The following is an 18,452-nucleotide window of genomic DNA, read 5'->3' as shown; positions in this document are numbered from 1 at the left end:
GAACTCCAGATTGTCTTAGGGACCTCATGAGCAGGTCTGATAAACTCGAATACAGTCTTTAGTGACAAGCTTGACCGAACTTCTTCAGCCGCCAGTAGTTGTAGGGCCACGGTGTCAGGAAGCCGACAATGAGCATGAATGGGATTGCGATGTACATGAGTCCGAGTTCACCACTAGTAAAGAGAAGGTCGGTAATCTCCATTGCTATCTCCATCATCAGCATTGAAATGAAAGACATTCCCATTGCCGTTGACAGCGCATTACTGAAATCCATCTGACCTTGCATAAGCAATATTGTTTCAAGCATCACGCTGGTAGCAAGACCGTTGATGAGCGGCAGGATTGCAAAGAAATACCACATGTTAGAGTACAGCACGAGATCGGCAGTAATGCCTGAAAATGAGTAATAGGCGAGAGTTCCGAATTCGCCAATTGAACACCCAATCAGGCACCATTTAGTGTTATGAGCTGATTGCCACCAGATGTCCCCATCGCTCCAGTTAAAACCAGCAGCGGCTGTAGCAGTTCCCGTGGGCGGACTGCCAAGCTGGTGAAGTCCACTAGCTCCAGTCGTTTCTCCTACGGAATATCCTGCACTGGTGACAGCCGCCTCGAGTTCACCTCTATCGATGCCTGAGTGCGCGATATTGGCGTTGCCGGCGACATGGTCCACCGCGGCCGACGTCACTCCCGCGACGCCTTCCAGCGCGCGCTGCACGTTGTTGGCGCAGCCGCCGCAGGTCATTCCGCCGACGGCGAGCGTGGTCGTCGTTTCGCTCATGCGACGCGCGAATCCGGCGCGGGGATAAGGGTGCCGCCAGCGGTTATTAGGAACGGTCGCCTGCCGCACCGATGAAGCGCGTCTGCCTCGGCGGCACTTTCGACATCCTGCACGCCGGCCACGCGCGGCTGCTGGAGGCGGCGCTCGCAGCGGGCAAGGCGCTCGTAATCGGCCTCGCCAGCGACGAGTTCGCCGCCGGCCGGCGTCCCCCGGACCGCGAGCTGGCGCTGTACGGCGCGCGCGAGGCGGCACTGCGCGACTGGTTCACGGCGCGCGACGCGCTCGAGCGTGTCGAAATAGTTTCGCTGGCCGAGGAGTGGGGACCGGCGGCCGAGGGCGCCGACATCGACGGTATCGTCGTCTCCGAAGGGACGCGCGAGGCGGCGGCGCGGCTCAACGCGCGCCGCCTCGCGCGCGGGCTGGCACCGCTGGAAGTCGTCACGGTCCCGCACCTGCTGGCGGCGGATGGGCTGCCGTTGAGCGCGTCGCGCATCCGCGCCGGCGAGGTTGACGCGGAGGGGCGGCGGCGGTGACGCCGTCCGTCGATGACGTCACTCTTATAGCGGCGCCCAAGGTGGCGACGCCAATTCGTATGGAGGCACTCCCATGGCCACGGAAGAAACGATTAACAGCCTGTCGCAGGATATCCGCCAGGCGATTACCGAAGACTCCTCAGTCCCGCGTAATGTGCGCAGCAACGTAAGCGGTGCGCTCGAGACCTACCTCCTGAACAAGGGCGATGAACTGGACCTGCGAATTTACTCGACGATTTCAATCCTCGAGGAGCAGATAAATGATACCAACATCCCGTCGCACGCCCGCACGCGACTCTTCGAGTTTATCCGCGACCTTGAGGGTGTGGTCCGCAAGTGGGAGACCAATGGCGGCGCCTGAAAATCGGGGAGGGATACCTATTTATCGCCGGAACGGGTCGAAACTTCCCGTGAACCGTGCCATTGCCTTTCTGGTCGCGGGCCTCATGCTGCTTCAGGCAGCCGTCTGGCTACCCGCTTCCGCCGAGGAAATCGGGGGGCAGGCACACGAGGTGGGGCTCTATCTCTGGTCGGAGAGCGGCGAGGGCAAGCTCCACACCTGGACCACCGGCGACCACGGCAGCGACGGCACGACGGTCAGCATTCCCAGCGGTAGCAACCTCTTCTTCGCGCTGCACCAGCCACTGCGGACAGACCTCCCCGTCGATTCCTACAACGCTCCCGAACGTGGCTTTTTCATCGAACTCTATGTCAACACGGCGGTATTTCAGTCGAGTCACCTGAACATCAAGGTGCGCGACGGCACGTCGCCGACGGGGGGTGCGATCCTCGCCAGTGGCGAGATGGACGTCTCCGGCGGTATCGGGAACCCCGGCAGCGATGACCAGGAGGACGAGGAGCTCTACTGGGAGGATTCGCTCGGCCCCAGCTACACTTTCGCCTCGGGCCACTACATCGTCGTCGAGCTTGAGAACGACGGCGGCAGCGACGTCAACCTCGGGCTCGATACCGGTACCGACGGTGATACCCCCTCCAGGCTGGTCGTGAAGACCAACCCGGTGCGCGACATCACAGTCCTGACCGAGGCATTCAATCTCGAGACTTCGGATGACGACGACCGGCAGGCGACCGACCACTTCGAGCCCAACCTGCCGGCCGAGCTGGCGCGGGCGTTCTTCTCCGGGACCGCGCTCAACGCTTTCGGTGCCTACGACGTCGCTTCTATTCGCGTTCAGGTTGACGACCCGGACGGCGAGGAGCTGTTCGACAGCGAGCTGGCGCCGACCGACCGCGGTGACGCGAGCGGCACGGTCGAGTTCGACGATATTACCTGGAATTACAACGACCCCGAGCAGCCGGGCGCGCAGCATACCGGCTCGGGCGCCTACACCGTGCGCGTTTCGGCGGTCGACCAGCAGGGCCACGGCTACTGGGTCGAGCTACAGGTCGAGATGGACGAGTATGGCGTCTACCTCTGGACTGACGAGCGACAGCAGTCGGTCGCGGTCGGCGGCTCGGTCAGCTACCAGTTGACGGTGCGCAACAGCGGCGACAGCTCCGACAGCTTCGACCTCCAGCCGAGCGACACCTCGTCCAACTGGACCGTCGAGCCGCAATCATGGAGCAGCGGCAGCCTCGTGCCGGGCGGGACCGAGACCGTGACCTTCAGCGTCTCCGTGGCGGACTCGACTGAGATGGTCGGCCGTTACGCGACCGTCAGCATCCTCGCTACTTCGCAGAACTCGCCTTCTTCACAGAAGCAGACCTTCGACCTCGAGACCAAGACGGTCGTCGGCGCCGAGTTCATGGTGGGACTCTACTTCGTGGAGGGGACGCAGCATGTCACCTCGTCCGAGGTTGATGCCGTCGCTGGTAACTGGAACGATTTCGGATTGCGCGTCGCCAATCTGGGGCAGGCGACTGACTCAATCGACATGAGCGCGTCCGGCATGCTCCCCGACTGGGACGTCGAGTTCGAGTATGACGGCGACCGCGATTCGGGTATCACCATCAACGGGCTGCCGCGCGAGGAGGATGGTGAACATGTCGCCAACGTCACCGTCTGGGTGCGCCCGGCCGAGGGCGGCGACGTCGACACTTCGACCATCCAGCTCAAGGGCACTTCGCAAGGCAACGCCACGAAAACCTCCACGGCGACCCTCGAGGTGAGCCGCACCTTCGGCCTCTCGCTCAACGTCGCGGGCGGCGGCTCGACGATTTACGCCAACCTGCAGCCGGGCGGGACGCAGACGGTGCACCTCTCGCTCTACTCGGCGGTCGAGGGCGACCGCGACGTCCAGCTCTACGTCGAGGACCTCCCTTCGGGGTGGTCGGCGCAGTACAAGGATGGCGGTGAGACGGTGACGCAGGTCACCATCAGCGAGGATGAGAGTATGCCGCTGGACCTGCTGGTCACCGCTGGCAACTCCGCCACCTACCAGGAGGGGGGCTACCCCGTCGTGGCCGTTGCCGAAGATTTGCATGACTCACCGCCGCCGCGCGGCCGCCAGGAACTGACTTTCAACCTCGCTTTGCAGGACGACCTGTTTCAGGTCACCGCCGCGAAGTATCGCGCCGCGATTGAGCCGGGCGGCAGCTATGAGTTCACACTCGAGCTGCACAACCCGCTCAATGCCGACGACACCTACCTGTTGCAGGCGCCTTCGGTGCCGCAGGGGTGGCAGGTCTCGTTCCCTGACGGGAACTCGATTGAGGTCGGCGCCGGCCGCAGCGGTGACGCCACGGTGCGCGTCACCGCCAGCGACGAGGTGCGGCACGGCGACAGCGAGAAAATTCTGGTTACTATTACCAGTTCCGTTACCTCTCACCGGGTCGAGAAGACCCTCACGCTCGAGGTCGAACAGGGCTTCGGCGGTCGCCTCACGACCACGCTCGGCGACCTCTGGTTCGTCTTTGTCCTGCTGGGGCTGGTGATGGCGGTCGGCGCTGCGATGTACTACCGCTCAGAAGAGTGGGATGATGAGGAGTGGGAGGACGAAGAGGGCGACGAGTCGGCCTCCGCGTCTGCGTCGCCGTCCCCCACCGCCGAATCCTCGGGCGACGACTGGGACGACTGGGACTGATCGCGTGGAAGCTACACTTACATTTCTGGGCGGCGCAAGCGAGGTCGGCCGCGTCGGCGTGCTGCTTGAGGGCGACGCCGGCCGGCTGCTGCTTGACTATGGAATCCAGCCGGACGACCCGCCACGTTTCCCGTCGCCGGCGCCCGACATCGACGCGCTGTTGCTGACGCACGCGCACCTCGATCATTGCGGGCTGGCGCCTGAGGTGGCGAACCGCGGGACGCCGATTATTTCGACGCCGGCGACGCGCGACCTAGCGGTGCGGATGGCGGAGGACACGCTGCGCGTCTCCGAGAGCGAGGGGTATCCGGCGCCGTTCCCGAAGGGGGCGATTGGCGAGCTGCTGCGGCAGCACCGCTCGCTGGTGCCGGGACGCAGCGCGTTCCACGGCGGCTTCGAGTTCAACATCCGCAACGCCGGTCACATCCCGGGCGCCGGGATGTTTCACTTCCCCGAGCTCGGTTTCCTTTTCACCGGCGACATCCACACCGTTGATACGGGGCTGACGCGCGCCGCGCGGCCGGTCCGGTGCCGCACGCTCGCCATCGAGTCAACCTATTCCGGGCGTGAGCACCCCGAGCGCGAGGAGCTCATCGACGATTTACTCTCCGCGATTGACGCCATCGTCAGCCGTGGCGGCCGCGTCATCCTGCCCGCCTTCGGGCTGGGGCGCAGTCAGGAGCTGCTGATGCTGCTCGCCGGGCAGGGCTACGAAGTGTGGCTCGACGGGATGGGGCGCGACATCGCGCGCATCTTGCAGAAGCACCCCGGCGCGCTGCGCAACGTCGGCGGGCTGAACCACGCGCTGAAGCAGACACGCTTCGTGCGCCACTGGCGCATGCGCGAGCAGGCGCTGCGTGGCGACGTGATTGTGACGACCGCGGGGATGCTCAGCGGCGGGCCGGTGATGTACTACATGCAGGAGTTGCGCCACGACGAGAAATCGGCGCTGTTCCTGACCGGCTTCCAGGTCCCCGGCACCAACGGCCACCACCTGCTCGAGACCGGCAGGATGCGCATGGAGCGCGACCCGGAATCGCCCGCCTTCCGCGTCGATTGCGAGGTGGCGCAGTTCTCCCTGAGTGGCCATGCGGGGCACGCGCAGCTGCTCGAGTTCATCCGCGCTTGCGACCCCGAGCGCGTGATTCTCTACCACGGCGATGACCGGCAGCCACTGGCGGATGACATCGACTGCGAGGTCATCCTGCCCGAAGAGGGCGTGCCGATTCAGCTCTCGTCGAGTTCGTAGTCCGGCCCGGCAAACATCCGTAGCACTCCCAGCAGCAGGAAGGCGACCATCGCAGTGAAGACGATGCCGTAGAGCGAGTCTAGCTCGAACGACTCGGCGATGCGGCCGCTGGTGTAGCGCGCAACCCAGGTGTTGATTTCGAGGATAATACCTCCTAAAAGCGCGGTCAGCCCGAGCATGACTGCGAGATGCATTCCGTAATGCCCCATCAGCGACGCCAGCGTCGCGCGAACCCGCCCCACTTCGCCCTCCGAAAGCAGGCTGCCGCTGGCGCCGGCGGGCTGGAACTGGAGGACGTACGCCTCATATTTCAGCGCCGCCAGCGAAAGCTCGATGTAGACCAGGAAACCGAGGCCGTAGCGTACGCCGCCCTCGAGGCTCTGGACGCTTTCGCCGGTGTGCAGGTAGCCGATTGCAATCGCCAGAATGACCGAGAGCGTAATCGGCAGCGTCCGCCGCTGCCAGATGCCGTACGCGCCGAGCGCCAGCGACGAGCCGAAGACCAGCATCGTCGCGTGGCCGAACCAGAGCGACGCGCGCTCCTGCGCCAGCCACGGGTCAGCGTAACGCACGTAGTTCTCGGTCTGGAACTCGAGGTAGGGGCCGAAGAAATACCACCCCATCCACACCACGATTCCGAACAGCAGCACGCGATTCCACGGCCGCAGCAGCAGCGTGTAGAGGTAAAGCCCGAATCCAGCGAGGAAGCCGCCAGCCACATAGTCATACGCTGCCGGGTCGAAGGCAGGATAGTAGCCTCGCGCATATTCGGTAATCAGCGACTGCTGCGGGTCGTGGAACCCGAACCAGAGCGTCCCCATCCAGAGCAGCCCCGCCGACGCGAGCACCCGCACGGCGAGCAGCAGCGGATATTCCCCGACGAGGTCGCGGTAGTTGATGACCTGCTCGAGCCGCGGCAACCGCTCTACCAGGTTCATCGTTGCGCCCCCGCCAGCGCCAGATTGACCGGCTCACCCGGTTTCCAGTCGCCGATGTGTACGCCCCAGCCGCGCAGTTCGGTGACCATGTTTTCGCGCTCCATGCGCGCCACTGTTTCCGGCCCGGCCGGGATGCGCCCGGTCGCCGCCTCAAGGTCGATGCTCGACGGAGAAACCACGGTTAGCGCGTAGCCGCGCGTCAGCGCCAGCGTGAACGCCTCGGCCAGCAAAGTGTCGTTGTCGAGCGCACTGAAAAGGATAATCGGCGACCCGGACGGGATGTAGGGCAGCAGGTCCTGGATGACCAGCTTCAGCGGCAATTCGCCTTCGGCTTTCGCGTCGGCCAGTGCGGTCAGGATGCGGAACAGTTGCGTCTCGCCCCGGCCGAGGTGTACCGTCGCAGTGCGGCTGCCGTATACCGTCAGCCCGACGTTATTGCGCGTCTGTAGCAGCTGGTCGGCAAAGGTCGCGGCGGCGCGACAGCTCATTTCGAGCGGATTGTCAGTGGGCGTCCCGACGCCGCTGACGCCCCGTGCGTCGAGCAGCATGTAGATGTCGAGGATATTTTCGGTTTCAGTCTCGTTGACCATCATCTGGCCGGTGCGCGCCATCGCCTTCCAGTTCACCTTGCGCATCGAGTCGCCTGGCAGGAATTCACGCAGCGAGTAGAACTGGCTCCCTTCGCCAATCGAGTAAATCGGCATCGACCCTTGATAGAGCCTGGGATTATTGCCCCCCAGGATTTCCGACTCGAGCGGCTCAATGCGCGGGAAGACCGAGAAAGGCTCCAGCGCCGGCTCGTGGCGCTCGCTGTAGAACAGGTCAAACGCGTCCTTGACCCGCAGCCGCACCGGCCCGAGATGATAGTGGCCGCGCAGTGGCATCCGTACGGTATAGGCGAAGCTCACCTCCTGCCGTCCCTTCAGGTAAAGCAGCGTGTAGTTGGAGCCGCGCGCCAGTCGCGCCTGTGGCGGCACCTCGTCGTAGATTTCGACGAAGCCACCGAGCAGGCCACGGTTGCGCAGCGTGAAGCTCACTTCCAGCTCGCCATCCTCGAAGATGTTATCCGAGCTGGTGGTGCGCTCGACAGTGACGCGCGGCATCCAGAGGTTCAAGAAGCTGGCGAGAAAGAGGAAGCTGAGCATTACGATGCCGACGCTGATGAAGAGGTAGTTCAGCAGCACCAGCCCCGAGAGCGCCAGAAAGGCGCCGCACCCGGCGAGCGCCGTCGCCTTCCTGCTCCACATTCAATCGGTGTAGCCCTGCGTCGTGGGAACCTCGACTTCCTGTAGGATTTGCGATATGATTTCCTCGGTCTGGACGCCTTTGATGCGTGGCTCCGGCTTCAGGATAATGCGGTGGCGCAGCGTGTAGATGGCGAGCCGCTTGATGTCGTCCGGCACGACATAGTCGCGTCCGTTCATCACCGCCAGCGCCCGCGAGAGTTTGAAAAGCGATTGCGTCCCGCGCGGGCTCGAGCCGACCGCCACCCGCGGGTCTTCGCGCGTGCGTGTGACGATTTCGACGATATATTCGATAATTGCCTCGTCCACCTTCACCTTCTCGAGTGACGCCTGCATCTGCTGCAGTTTTTCCGGCGATGCCAGTGCCTTGACGTCGTGGTCGTCTTTCTGGCGCTGCATACGCTTGACGATAATCGCGCGCTCGATGGGCCGGCCGGGATAGCCGACCGAGAGCTTCATCATGAAGCGGTCCAGCTGCGCGTCGGGCAGCGGGTAGGTGCCTTCCGACTCGATGGGGTTCTGCGTCGCGACAGTCACGAACGGCTGCGGCAGCTTGTGCGTATGCCCCTCGATGGTGACTTGGTGCTCCTGCATTGCCTCCAGCAATGCGGCCTGCGTCTTGGGCGGCGCGCGGTTGATTTCGTCCGCGAGCAGGATGTTGCAGAAGAGCGGCCCCGGACGGAAGTCGAACTCGTTCTGCTTGCGGTCGAAAATGTAGATGCCGGTGATGTCGGCCGGCAGCAGGTCCGGTGTGAACTGCACCCGCTTGAATTCGCAGCCAAGCCCCTGCGCAAAAGTATTGGCGAGCAGGGTTTTCGCGAGGCCGGGATTATCCTCGAAGAGGATGTTACCGCCAGCCAGGATACCGGTCATCACCAGTTCCAGCACCGGCCGCTTGCCCATGACTACTTTCTCCACTTCGCCCAGTAGTCCCTCGGCCAGCTCCTGCGTCTCGCGCAGTTCCTCGTCCATGAGGTAAGTCTGGCTGACTGAATTATCCTGTTCTTCCCCGGTTTCAGAATCTTCGCTCATTTGCTCCACCTGCTGATTGCTTTCAGCACCTGCTCCTGTCGCAGCTTTGCATCCCTATTTACAATAAACCGCACTAGCGTTTCGTCACCCAGCAGCTCTTCCAGCCGTGTTCCGGAGAGCATGTCGAACTCCTCGCGTGAGTAGCCATGTTCAATCCGCACCCGGTTGAGGAACACCTCGCGAATGGTATCGGGGTGGACGTAGTGCGCGTGCGGCACGCGATAGTTGGTGCTGCGCCCGCGGTAGAGGTTGTGCAGGTGGCGCCACGCCAGCGGGTTGCGCGTGCGCATCAGCGCCACTTCGGCACCGAGCAGGATGGCGGCGAGGAAGATGATGCGCGCCACCTCGTTGCTGCCGGCGAAGACGACGTAGCCGAAGAGCTGGACGTAGACCAGTGAGAGGAAATCGGGTTGCAGGTGGCGACTCTCATCGAAGAGTAGCGTCGCGTTGCTCCCCTGCGCCAGGCTGTCAATAAGTGCCCGCGCGAATTCGCGGTTATCGAGTTCGTCATAGAGCGAATTGATGAAGAGGCTCGGGTCGGAGAGCATCACCATACGGCCGCTGCCGATTTCCACTTCCGCCATCACCACCGCGCCGCCAATGGAGAACGCGCCCTCGTCGCTGTCGCCAATCCCGTCGCCATCCAGGTCGACGAACGCCTGCACTGAGGAGCGCGCCAGCGGAATCGCCTTGCCTCCTTCGGCAATCGTCAGCGCGGTCGGCTCCGAGAGCAGCAGCTGTCCGCTGAAGCCGTAATGCGTGATGGCGGCATCAACGATGACGTAGGATGAGTTGTGGGGGTGGTAGGCTTCCTCCCAGTGGTTGCGGTCGTAGAGCCGGTTTCCGAAGAAGCTGGCGCCGACAGAGTAAAGCCCCGAAACAGCCGAATTGCCGTGGCCGAAATCGTCCGCCAGCAGCACCCGCCCACCCTGCTTGACGAACTCGTGAATCGCCTTCGCCTCCGGCTCGGTGTAGGCGCGCTCGACGCCCAGGATGACCAGCACGGTCGAGTTGCGCTGCTCGCCCGTAAGCTCCCCCAGCGCCTGCGGGCTCGAGAGCAGCGACTGCGTCGTGTAGCCGCGCGCCTCCATGTCGTCTGCGAAGCGGGAGAGGTCGTTCCAGTCGGAGTCCCATGCCGAGAGCTGCGACGGGTTCTGCGAGCGGCTCGCCAGCTGCGGGTAGATTGCGCCGATAATCAGCGCCGCCGCGACGAGCGCTGTCAGCTTGAGGCCGTAGCGGTCCCACCACAGCTTCAGGTCGCCCACCTCCGGAACTTGCGCCCCATGCGGCTGAGGAAGTCCTGCTCGAGCCCCCCTTCGAGGTCGAGCTCGATGGTGCGCAGCGTCTCCAGCGCCTCGCCGCACCAGAGGTTGTAGGAGCCATCGCTCCAGGTCATCCCGAATTCGTCAACCACCTGCGGCTGGACTCCCGAGTAGCGCGCAATCTCGAACAGTTGCGTCATCAGGCCGACACCCTCGGGCGAAATCGGCAGCGCGCGCGCGAGTACCTCACGGAACTCGCGCGCGGTCTGCGTCGGCCGCCGCAGGAAGCCATAGCGCTCGAGGATGCTGGTGAGCTGGAAGTAGGACTGGATGATGATGCGGCGGTAATCCTCCTCCTCGTTCATCTGCGCCTGCATGTCCCGGATGAGGTTGCGCACTTCGTACTTGTGCCGCTGCAGCCAGTAGAGGTAGTAGCCCGAGACCATCAGTGCCGCGGGGATGCCCGCCAGCAACGGCAGGTATTGCGACCAGTCTGTGCCGGGAACAACCACCACTTTACGCTCGATACTGGTCGAGCTTTCCGTCGCCACCCAGGTTCCCGAGCCGCTATAGCCGCCAGAAATACGCAGGTATTCCGTTCCCGGGACGAACTCGATTACTTCGCTTACACTCCCGTCAGCGCCCGTCACGCGCGTCACGTTCCGCTGGTCGATGACCTGTCCCAGCTGGTCGAACAGCACGAATTTCAGCGTCACGGTCTGGCCCGTGAGCGGCGACCCGTCGTCCTCCTGTAGCGTCGCCACCAGCGTCACGTTGTCGCCCGGCCGCGCGACTGCCGGGTCGGCCGCCAGCAGCAATTGCGTTGCGACGTAGACCATAACCTCGAGGCTGCCGCTGGCGCCGGTGTGGAACTCGTCGCCCGGCCAGGCGAATGTGAGGGTGTGGTTCAGCCGGTAATGCGCCGGCACGGTGCCGTTGGCGCGGTAGCTGCCGCCGCCCAGCGCAGCGACTGTGAGGTCATGCATGTCGAGCTGCGCCGAGATGTTCCCGTTGAGGGGGTTACCCAGCTCGTCGGTCAGCATCCCCGTAAAGCTGACTGCGTGGCCGCGCAGCAGCATCCCCCCGTCGCTGCTGGCGTTCAGGCCGCTGAACTGCGAAGCGCCACTGATGCGGAATGAAGACGGTGCGCTGGTGTGGTTGGCGAGGTAGAATCGCGCTCCCGCGTAGTCAGCGAAGACGCTGCCGTTGCCGGCCGCCACGTCGGCCGGCACCTGCGTCGTGAATGTGAAGAAGCCGTTTCCGTCGCTCATGACCGGTTGCGTGAGCCATATCGCACCAGTCGGGTCGCGCAGTTCCAGCAGCAGCTCCGCACCGGCGACGGGGACGTCGAGCAGGTCGCGGATTACCCCGCCCACCGCCATGTCGTAGCCGCGCATTGCGTCGGTCGCCAGCAGCATGATATTCACCGATGATTGCGGCACCATCAGTACCTCGCCTGCGGAGCCGTGCAGGTAGCCTCGCTGCGGATGCGTTACCAGCACGTCGAACGGCTGCGCCGTTTCGGCGGCAATCGGCATCTCGAGTGAGAAGTTGCCTCCGGCATCGGCGTAGATGACTGGCAGCGACACGTCGTCCCACAGCACCTCCAGTTCGGCGAAGGGGAGTCCCTCGCCCCGGTCATCGACGAGGCGCCCCGCCAGCGTGAAGTTCTCACCCCTGACGCCGTTGCATTCCCACACCGTGCCGTTCTGCATGCAGTCCGGGAATGTGAGGAAGGTATCGGTCTCGATTAGGATTTGAGCCACCGCATAACTTCCGTTGAGCGCCAGTGTAGTGTTGAAAACTGCCTTTGCGGCGTGCGCACCGTTGTCCGCATCGCTGATGTCAAGCAGCAGCAGGTACTGGCCGTTCAAGTCGGTGATGACCGTCCCCGTCCAGCGCGAGTCCCACTGCAGCACCACCTCGACACCTTCAACGGGAAGACCCCGGTTGTCGGTCAGGTTACCGCGCAGCGCCGCCCCGCCGTCGCGGCTGGCGCTGTGCGTCTCGAGCGTCAGCGAGGTCCAGCCGCGGATGGTCACGGACCGGCTCAGTACGGCCGAAGGATGGTAGCTGTCGCCCGAGTAGGTCATAGTAAGCGAGGTGCTGCCTGGCGTGGCGTTGTTTGAAATGTTGAACTGTGCCTGCCAGCCACCATTACCTGTCACGGGCATCACCGTGAATGGCTGCCCTCCCAGAGACAGCGTGAGCGTGCCAGTGGGCTGGACAGTTTCGTTGCCTTGTAATGTACCAGTTACAAGGTAGCTGGCGTTAGCGAGGAGGATTTCAGGCAGGTTCGCCATCAGCTCGACATCCCCATCGATTACTTCGGTCCAACCGCTTGAGCCGGCTGGCGTGAGGAATGGCGTCCCGTTCCAGCTGGTGGTGAGTGAGTAGTTTCCCGGTGTGCCCGGGAGTTCGATTGTGAAGGTAAATGTGCCGTCGCTACCGGTGGTTGTGTTGAGCAGCATTCCCTGCCAGCTCAGATTCACGACCGCGCCCGTTACGGCGAGGCTGCCTTGTTCACGCAGCTGGCCGCTGATGACAGTGGTACCGTTAAGCGGAGAGGTGGGCGGTACGTTCAGCGTCAGGTTGCTGTAGCCATGGACCGTCAGCGGAAAAGCGGGCGAGTAGCCCTCCTTCAGGACAGTGGTGGTGTTTATCTGCGTACGTGGGGTATAGAAACGAATTAGCCAGTCGCCCGCTACGTGGCTTTCCGGCACGATACAGTCTATGCTGAAGTACCCGTCCGCGTCAGTAACGTTCTGCCCGATAATCGAGCCTGTAGTATAGATGGTACGGTTCAGGTAGGCGTGGATTGACACACCGACGTAGCCCGTGCCTGTCGTGGTGTTTAACAGGCGCCCCGTCCAGACAAAGAGTTCGGTCTTGTTGACGCTGTCTGGCCTGACCTGCGGGCCGCGTGCTGGCGGCGAGAAACCCCAGCCAGGGTCATCCTCGTCAAAATCTCCGTAAACCGGATTTTCGTCGTCACCGTCATCCCAGGCGTCACCGTCAGTGTTTGGGTCTGTCGGGTCGGAGGTCTCCCAGCCCTCCACGTCATACCAGAGTCGGGCGGTGTTGTTGTCGCCGGTAACGTTCCAGTAGTAGCTCAACTCGAACGCGTCGTCCAGCCCGTCCGAGTCGGTGTCGGCACGCAGGGGGTCGGTGCGCGAGCCGTAGGTGTCGTTGGAGGGTACCACCTCTGCGTAGTCGCCTACCCCGTCACCGTCAGAGTCAGTGGAGTTGGGCCATGAATCGTAGTTGCGGCTGTTGCTGACAGGGTCTAGCTGAATATTCCACGGGTCGATTTCGTCACCATCCCAGAGTCCGTCGCCATCCGAGTCACGGTTTAGTGGGTCAGTGAAGTGTGTGTTCATCTCCTTCAGCACGCCGAGGCCGTCCCCGTCCGGGTCCTCATCCCCATCCTCGATTCCGTCGTCATCAGTGTCATTATTGGTGGGTGAGAATGCATATCCCTCGATGAGTCTCTGGAATTCCCAGCCGTCAATCAGGCCATCGTCGTCCGTATCGGGGTCCAGCGGGTTGCTGCCCTGCGCTACTTCCAGCCCATCCTCCATACCATCATCATCTGAATCGGGGTCGAGCGGGTCGGTACCGTGGGTCAGCACCTCGAGTCCATCACTTAGATAGTCGCTATCGGTGTCACTGTCGGTGGGGTCTGTGCCATGGATTTGGATTTCGTCACCATCATCAAGCCCATCATCATCGGTATCCATGTCTGTGGGGTCCGTTCCATAGTCCAGCACCTCATCTCCGTCATAGAGTCCATCACCATCAGTTTCGTTGTTGAGGGGGTCGCTTCCCAGATTATTGAATTCTTCCCCGTCTTCCAGTCTGTCACCATCCGTATCCGGGTTGGTTGCGTTGGTACCCAGCGTGAGGATTTCGAATCCGTCACTCAGGCCGTCACTGTCAGTATCCCACATGTTCGGGTTAGTACCCGTGACGTTATTCTCCCACCAGTCATCGAGTCCATCATCGTCACTGTCAGCATCATTCGGGTTAGTACCCGTGACGTTGTTCTCCCACCAGTCGCCCAGTCCGTCACCATCTGTATCCGGGTTGGTTGCGTTGGTGCCCAGCGTGAGGATTTCGAACCCGTCATTTAGTCCATCCCCGTCCGTGTCAGGATTAGTAGCATTGGTACCATAGATAGTCTCCTGTCCGTTCGTTAATCCATCCCCGTCCTCGTCTTCCAGATCGGTCCGGTCATCATCCCCATCGAGCGGATCGGTTTCATGGTCGAGCACTTCGACACCATCACCAACCCCTCCGTCATCGGTATCGTAGTCCAGTGGTTCGGTTTCGTACTCGTTAATCTCTTCGCCGTCCTTCAGCCCGTCGTCATCCGAATCCGAATCCAGTGGATTGGTGCCGTAATCGAAGAGCTCCGCATAATCGTCGAGGTCGTCGTTATCAGAATCCTGGCTATTCGGATTGGTCCCGTAGTCCTCGATTTCTTCCCTGTCATCCAGTCCGTCACCATCCGTGTCAGGCTTGGTAGGGTCGGTCAGATACTGTAGTACCTCAGCCCCGTCCAGCAATCCTTCGTCATCGCTATCCTCATCGAGGGGGTCGCTCCCTGCCGCGATTTCCCCTCCATCGATGAGGCCATCATCATCCGAATCGGAGTCGTTGGGGTTAGTGTTATGGACCAGAACCTCCTGTCCATCACTGAGGCCGTCATCATCCGAGTCTGAATCTAGCGGGTCGGTCCCATAATTTTTCACCTCCTGTCCGTCGTTCAGACCATCGTCATCACTGTCGTTATCGAGCGGGTCGGTTCCATGCTCATTCAGCTCGTCACCATCCTCCAGCCCGTCATTGTCACTGTCGTTATCGAGCGGGTCGGTCCCGGTTACGTTATTTTCCTGATAGTCGTCAAGCCCGTCGCCATCACTGTCGCTATCGAGCGGGTCGGTCCCCAGAGTGTTGACTTCAAATCCGTCGGCAAGCCCGTCATCGTCCGAATCAGGGTTGTCCGGGTCTGTTCCCAGTACCTGTTCCTCGCCATTAGTCAGCCCGTCACCATCCCGGTCACCCGTGGGGTCCAGATCATCACTGCCATTTAGCGGATCCGTGCCGTCAACCAGCACTTCGACTCCGTCGGATATTCCCCCTTCGTCCGTATCCTTGACCAGCGGGTCGGTGTTCTGTTCGTTGACTTCTTCACCATCCAAGAGCCCGTCCCCGTCGGTGTCTTCCCGTGTGGCGTTGGTACCGTAAGCGAGGATTTCTTCTCCGTCATCCAGTCCATCCCGGTCCGTGTCAGGATGGTTTGGGTCGGTGCTCCAGTTCATAATCTCGTCTCCATCATCGAGTAGATCACCATCACTGTCAGCCTGTGCCGGGTCCGTAGAGTAGATATGAACTTCATCTCCATCGGAAAGTCCGTCCCCGTCACTGTCGGGGTTGTCGCGGTCGGTTCCGTAAAGTGTCTCTTCGCTGTTGGTCAGTCCGTCCCCGTCATCATCCTGTTCATCCAGCCTGTCATCACTGCCGTTGAGGGGGTCAGTAAAGTCAACTTCAACCTCGATGCCGTCAATAACACCCCCATTATCACTGTCCTCATCAAGGGGGTCCGTGTCTAACTCCTTCACTTCTTTACCATCCTCGAGTCCATCGTCATCACTGTCGCTGTCAAGCGGGTCGGTCAGGTAGACCAGCAGCTCATTGCCATCAGTAAGCCCGTCGTAGTCACTGTCGGGGTTGAACGGGTCGGTACCATGAACTTCGATTTCGACTTCGTCGAGCAGTCCATCATGGTCAGAATCCCTCAGTTCATCGTCATAATCTAGTGGGTTGGTCTCGTCTACGAAGATTTCCTCGTAGTCGGTGCGCGAGCCACCATCGGTATCTTCGAGCAACGGGTCGGTCTCGCCGCCCGAAAGGTTGCCGAGCCCCAGCCATGGCCCTGTGTCAACTCGACCGTCATGGTTAGCGTCTTCCTCCCCGTCAAGCAGGCCGTCACGGTCGGTGTCGTCGCTGACCGGATTCGTGCGGTTGGCCGGGTCCAGGTCGGGGGTCCAGCCGGGGCCGGTGTGGTTACCGCCGTGTGGGGCCGTGAGTCCCAGCTCGAGTCCGTCGTGGAGTCCGTCCTGATCGGTGTCGTTTGAATTGGGGAAGGTGTAGACTGTCCCCCCGCCATAGAATGCTCCTTCATATTCTTCGCCGTCGGTCAGCCCGTCGTCATCGGTGTCGCGGTCGTTGGGGTCACTGAAGAAACGGATTCCGTAGATGGTGAGGACGTTCAGTACTTCGTCGCCGTCGGCAAGCCCGTCGCCGTCGGTATCGGGGTTGAGCGGGTCACTGCCGGTATCGTATTCTGCGACGAAAATGCCGGTGAGGGTTTCGACTCCGTCGAGCAGCAAGTCATCGTCGCTATCTGGGTCGAGCGGGTCGGTTCCGAGTTCGAGCTCCTGGTCATCCGTAAGGCCGTCATCGTCGCTGTCGAGCTGCTCGTTGTCGGTGCCGGGCTGGGTGCCGTTGCCCTGCACCGTCTCGTCCTCGCCGGTGGTGTTGGTGCCGAGGTCGCTGCCGCCGGGGGCGACTTGCGAGCTGGTCGGCTCGAAGGTGACCCAGCCGAACTGGTCGAAGTAGACCTCGACCCAGGCGTGCGCGTTGCCGGCGGTGATAACACGCACGGTCTCGCCCTCCCACTCGGTCAGTTCGCCCAGCGCAAAGCCGACGACGAACCGGCTCGGGAGGTCGTTGAGCCGCGCCAGTGCCACGAAAGCAGAGGCAAAATTGGTGCACTTGCCGCGCCGAGTGTCGAACAGGAAGCGGTCAATCGGGTCCTCACCCTCGGCGGAATCCTCCATGTTGAGGTCATACTGGTAATTCTCGCGCAGGTGCCTGACGATGGCCTGCGCGATATCGTAGTCGGAATCGGCGCCTTCGGCCAGGACTGGTGCGAGGTCGTAGATGTCGTTGTCGCTGCCGGGCCGCTGCGGGAGGTCCGGCAACGCCAGGTACTGGGACCCGGGCGCACCGACGCTGGCATTCATGATTTCAGTGGGATAGCTGAACTCGGTGACGGTGAAGGTGTAGGCCTGGAACTGCCCGTCGGCGACGAAGCTCTGCTCAGAATCCATGCGCACTCCCTGCTCCCACGACGGCGCCATGGCGACCGAGGTGGCGTAGAGCGCGGTCGGGACATGTCCGTTGGTCGGGGCGAGGAAGCTGATGGTGTAGCTCGTTTCGCTGCTTGTGACGCCGGGGTGATTTACTTCGTCGGTAAAATCGTAGGGCGACTGGCCGTTGTGCCACCAGCCGGGGTCGGGGTTGTACTCAGCAGAGGTGCGCCACTGCGCGCCGGTATACTCGTCGAAGGCGGCGGCGCGCCAGTAGCGCGGATTGTAGACCGGGTCGACAACGAAAATTGGCGCCGCCAGGTTCTGCTCGTTCATGCCGTAAAATCCGTCGACCGGTGCCGAGTCGCCGATGCCGTTGGGCGTCAGCATCTGCTCGAGGCAGTCGCTGATGCCGTCGCCATTGCTGTCGTGCTCGCGGTCCGCCTCATCGATAAACCCGTCGCCGTTGAAATCCTGATTACACTCCATAGAGTCGAGGATGCCGTCGCCGTCCATATCGTCGTCGAGGTAATTGGGAATTCCGTCGCCGTCCAGATCCCCATCGGGACCAATCAGGTCCTCGATATTGGGAGGCACCAGCCCCGAACCGGCCAGGTCCTCCAGCATCTCGCGCTCGATGCCGTCGGGGAAGCCGTCGCCGTCAGAGTCGAAATCAAACGGGTCGAAGCCCAGCTCCATTTCGTAGGAGTCGTTGAGCCCGTCCCCGTCGCTGTCCATTTCGGGGAATGAAGGGTCGCGTTCCTGCGTGGCAGGGTCGGCGTGTTGTGCGCTCTGGATGTTCATCAGCGGGGTGTACGGCAACGCCGTCAGCAGCAGGATTACGACAATCAGCGCCTGGTAGCGACCGCCCCGCATCGACTTGCAGATGTGGGGCAGCCCATAAAACTGTCCATGTGCAATGGCGCCCGAGCCGGGATTTGAACCCGAGTCCTCAGCTCGACAGGCTGAGATGATAGGCCAGGCTACACCACTCGAGCGCGACGCGGCACCTGAGGGGGGTGCTTAAAGTTTGTAGCCTCGAGCCTACATCCCCATGTTCAGCCGGAAGGCGGGACCACCGCTCTCCCCGCCGGCGAACCAGCGGTCGTCGCCGAAATCCTCGTCGTCAGCCAGCGCCAGCAGTGAACCGACCGCTTCCTGTAGCAGCCGTACCTCGACCTGCAACTCGTGGATGGTCTGGTGAAGCTTGGCAATTTCATCAGGCTGTTCTGGCACGTTTCGGGACAGGTTTGCCTGCTACTTAACAGTATC

The 18,452-nt window shown here is 62.2% G+C and carries 11 protein-coding genes, 1 tRNA gene and 1 pseudogene; 4 read left to right on the top strand and 9 right to left on the bottom strand.

All coding sequences use genetic code 11. From position 1 onward, the window contains the following. Window positions 1-58: 58 nt before the first annotated feature. Window positions 59-484, bottom strand: a complete 426-nt coding sequence (locus QGG57_05740; GenBank protein MDP7007668.1) for a DUF4396 domain-containing protein — start codon at window positions 482-484, stop codon at window positions 59-61. A gap of 114 nt (window positions 485-598) precedes the next feature. After that, window positions 599-781, bottom strand: a pseudogene (locus QGG57_05735) (heavy metal-associated domain-containing protein). Between the two features lie 71 nt (window positions 782-852). Between QGG57_05735 and QGG57_05730 the strand changes: the two are divergent. From QGG57_05730 to QGG57_05715, 4 genes are all read left to right on the top strand, one after another. After that, window positions 853-1,314 (top strand): pantetheine-phosphate adenylyltransferase, encoded by a 462-nt coding sequence (locus tag QGG57_05730; protein MDP7007667.1) that lies wholly within the window; start codon window positions 853-855, stop codon window positions 1,312-1,314. 73 nt (window positions 1,315-1,387) lie between these two features. Continuing rightward, window positions 1,388-1,675, top strand: coding sequence for a UPF0147 family protein (locus QGG57_05725; protein ID MDP7007666.1), 288 nt, complete (start codon window positions 1,388-1,390; stop codon window positions 1,673-1,675). Between the two features lie 49 nt (window positions 1,676-1,724). After that, on the top strand, window positions 1,725-4,358 hold the full coding sequence (locus tag QGG57_05720) for a hypothetical protein (GenBank protein MDP7007665.1): 2,634 nt from the start codon (window positions 1,725-1,727) through the stop codon (window positions 4,356-4,358). A gap of 4 nt (window positions 4,359-4,362) precedes the next feature. After that, window positions 4,363-5,607 (top strand): MBL fold metallo-hydrolase, encoded by a 1,245-nt coding sequence (locus tag QGG57_05715; protein MDP7007664.1) that lies wholly within the window; start codon window positions 4,363-4,365, stop codon window positions 5,605-5,607. Here QGG57_05715 and QGG57_05710 read toward each other — a convergent pair. The 7 genes from QGG57_05710 to QGG57_05680 all read right to left on the bottom strand — a co-directional run bounded on the left by QGG57_05710 (window position 5,586) and on the right by QGG57_05680 (window position 18,416). Then, window positions 5,586-6,545 carry a hypothetical protein gene (locus tag QGG57_05710; protein MDP7007663.1) on the bottom strand — a complete coding sequence of 320 codons (960 nt, stop codon included), beginning with the start codon at window positions 6,543-6,545 and terminating at the stop codon, window positions 5,586-5,588. The two genes, QGG57_05715 and QGG57_05710, sit on opposite strands and share 22 nt — an antisense overlap. Next, on the bottom strand, window positions 6,542-7,792 hold the full coding sequence (locus QGG57_05705; GenBank protein MDP7007662.1) for a DUF58 domain-containing protein: 1,251 nt from the start codon (window positions 7,790-7,792) through the stop codon (window positions 6,542-6,544). Before QGG57_05705 ends, QGG57_05710 begins: the two co-directional genes overlap by 4 nt. Beyond that, window positions 7,793-8,761 (bottom strand): MoxR family ATPase, encoded by a 969-nt coding sequence (locus QGG57_05700; GenBank protein MDP7007661.1) that lies wholly within the window; start codon window positions 8,759-8,761, stop codon window positions 7,793-7,795. A 56-nt stretch (window positions 8,762-8,817) separates the two neighbouring features. Beyond that, a complete protein-coding gene (locus QGG57_05695) occupies window positions 8,818-10,086 on the bottom strand; it encodes a DUF4350 domain-containing protein (GenBank protein MDP7007660.1) in 1,269 nt (422 codons plus the stop codon). Further along, entirely contained in the window at window positions 10,074-18,056 is a 7,983-nt protein-coding gene (locus QGG57_05690; protein MDP7007659.1) for a transglutaminase domain-containing protein, read from the bottom strand. Before QGG57_05690 ends, QGG57_05695 begins: the two co-directional genes overlap by 13 nt. Window positions 18,057-18,100: 44 nt before the next feature. Continuing rightward, window positions 18,101-18,178: transfer RNA gene (locus QGG57_05685), tRNA-Asp, on the bottom strand. A gap of 46 nt (window positions 18,179-18,224) precedes the next feature. After that, complete coding sequence (locus QGG57_05680) at window positions 18,225-18,416, bottom strand: hypothetical protein (GenBank protein MDP7007658.1); 192 nt, start codon at window positions 18,414-18,416, stop codon at window positions 18,225-18,227. Between the last annotated feature and the right edge of the window lie 36 nt (window positions 18,417-18,452).

The sequence above is a fragment of the Candidatus Poseidoniia archaeon genome (genome assembly GCA_030748895.1).
Classification (GTDB): Archaea; Thermoplasmatota; Poseidoniia; order MGIII; family CG-Epi1; genus UBA8886.
Note: the sequence above shows the minus strand (reverse complement) of the source record. Positions and strands in the feature narration are given on the sequence as shown.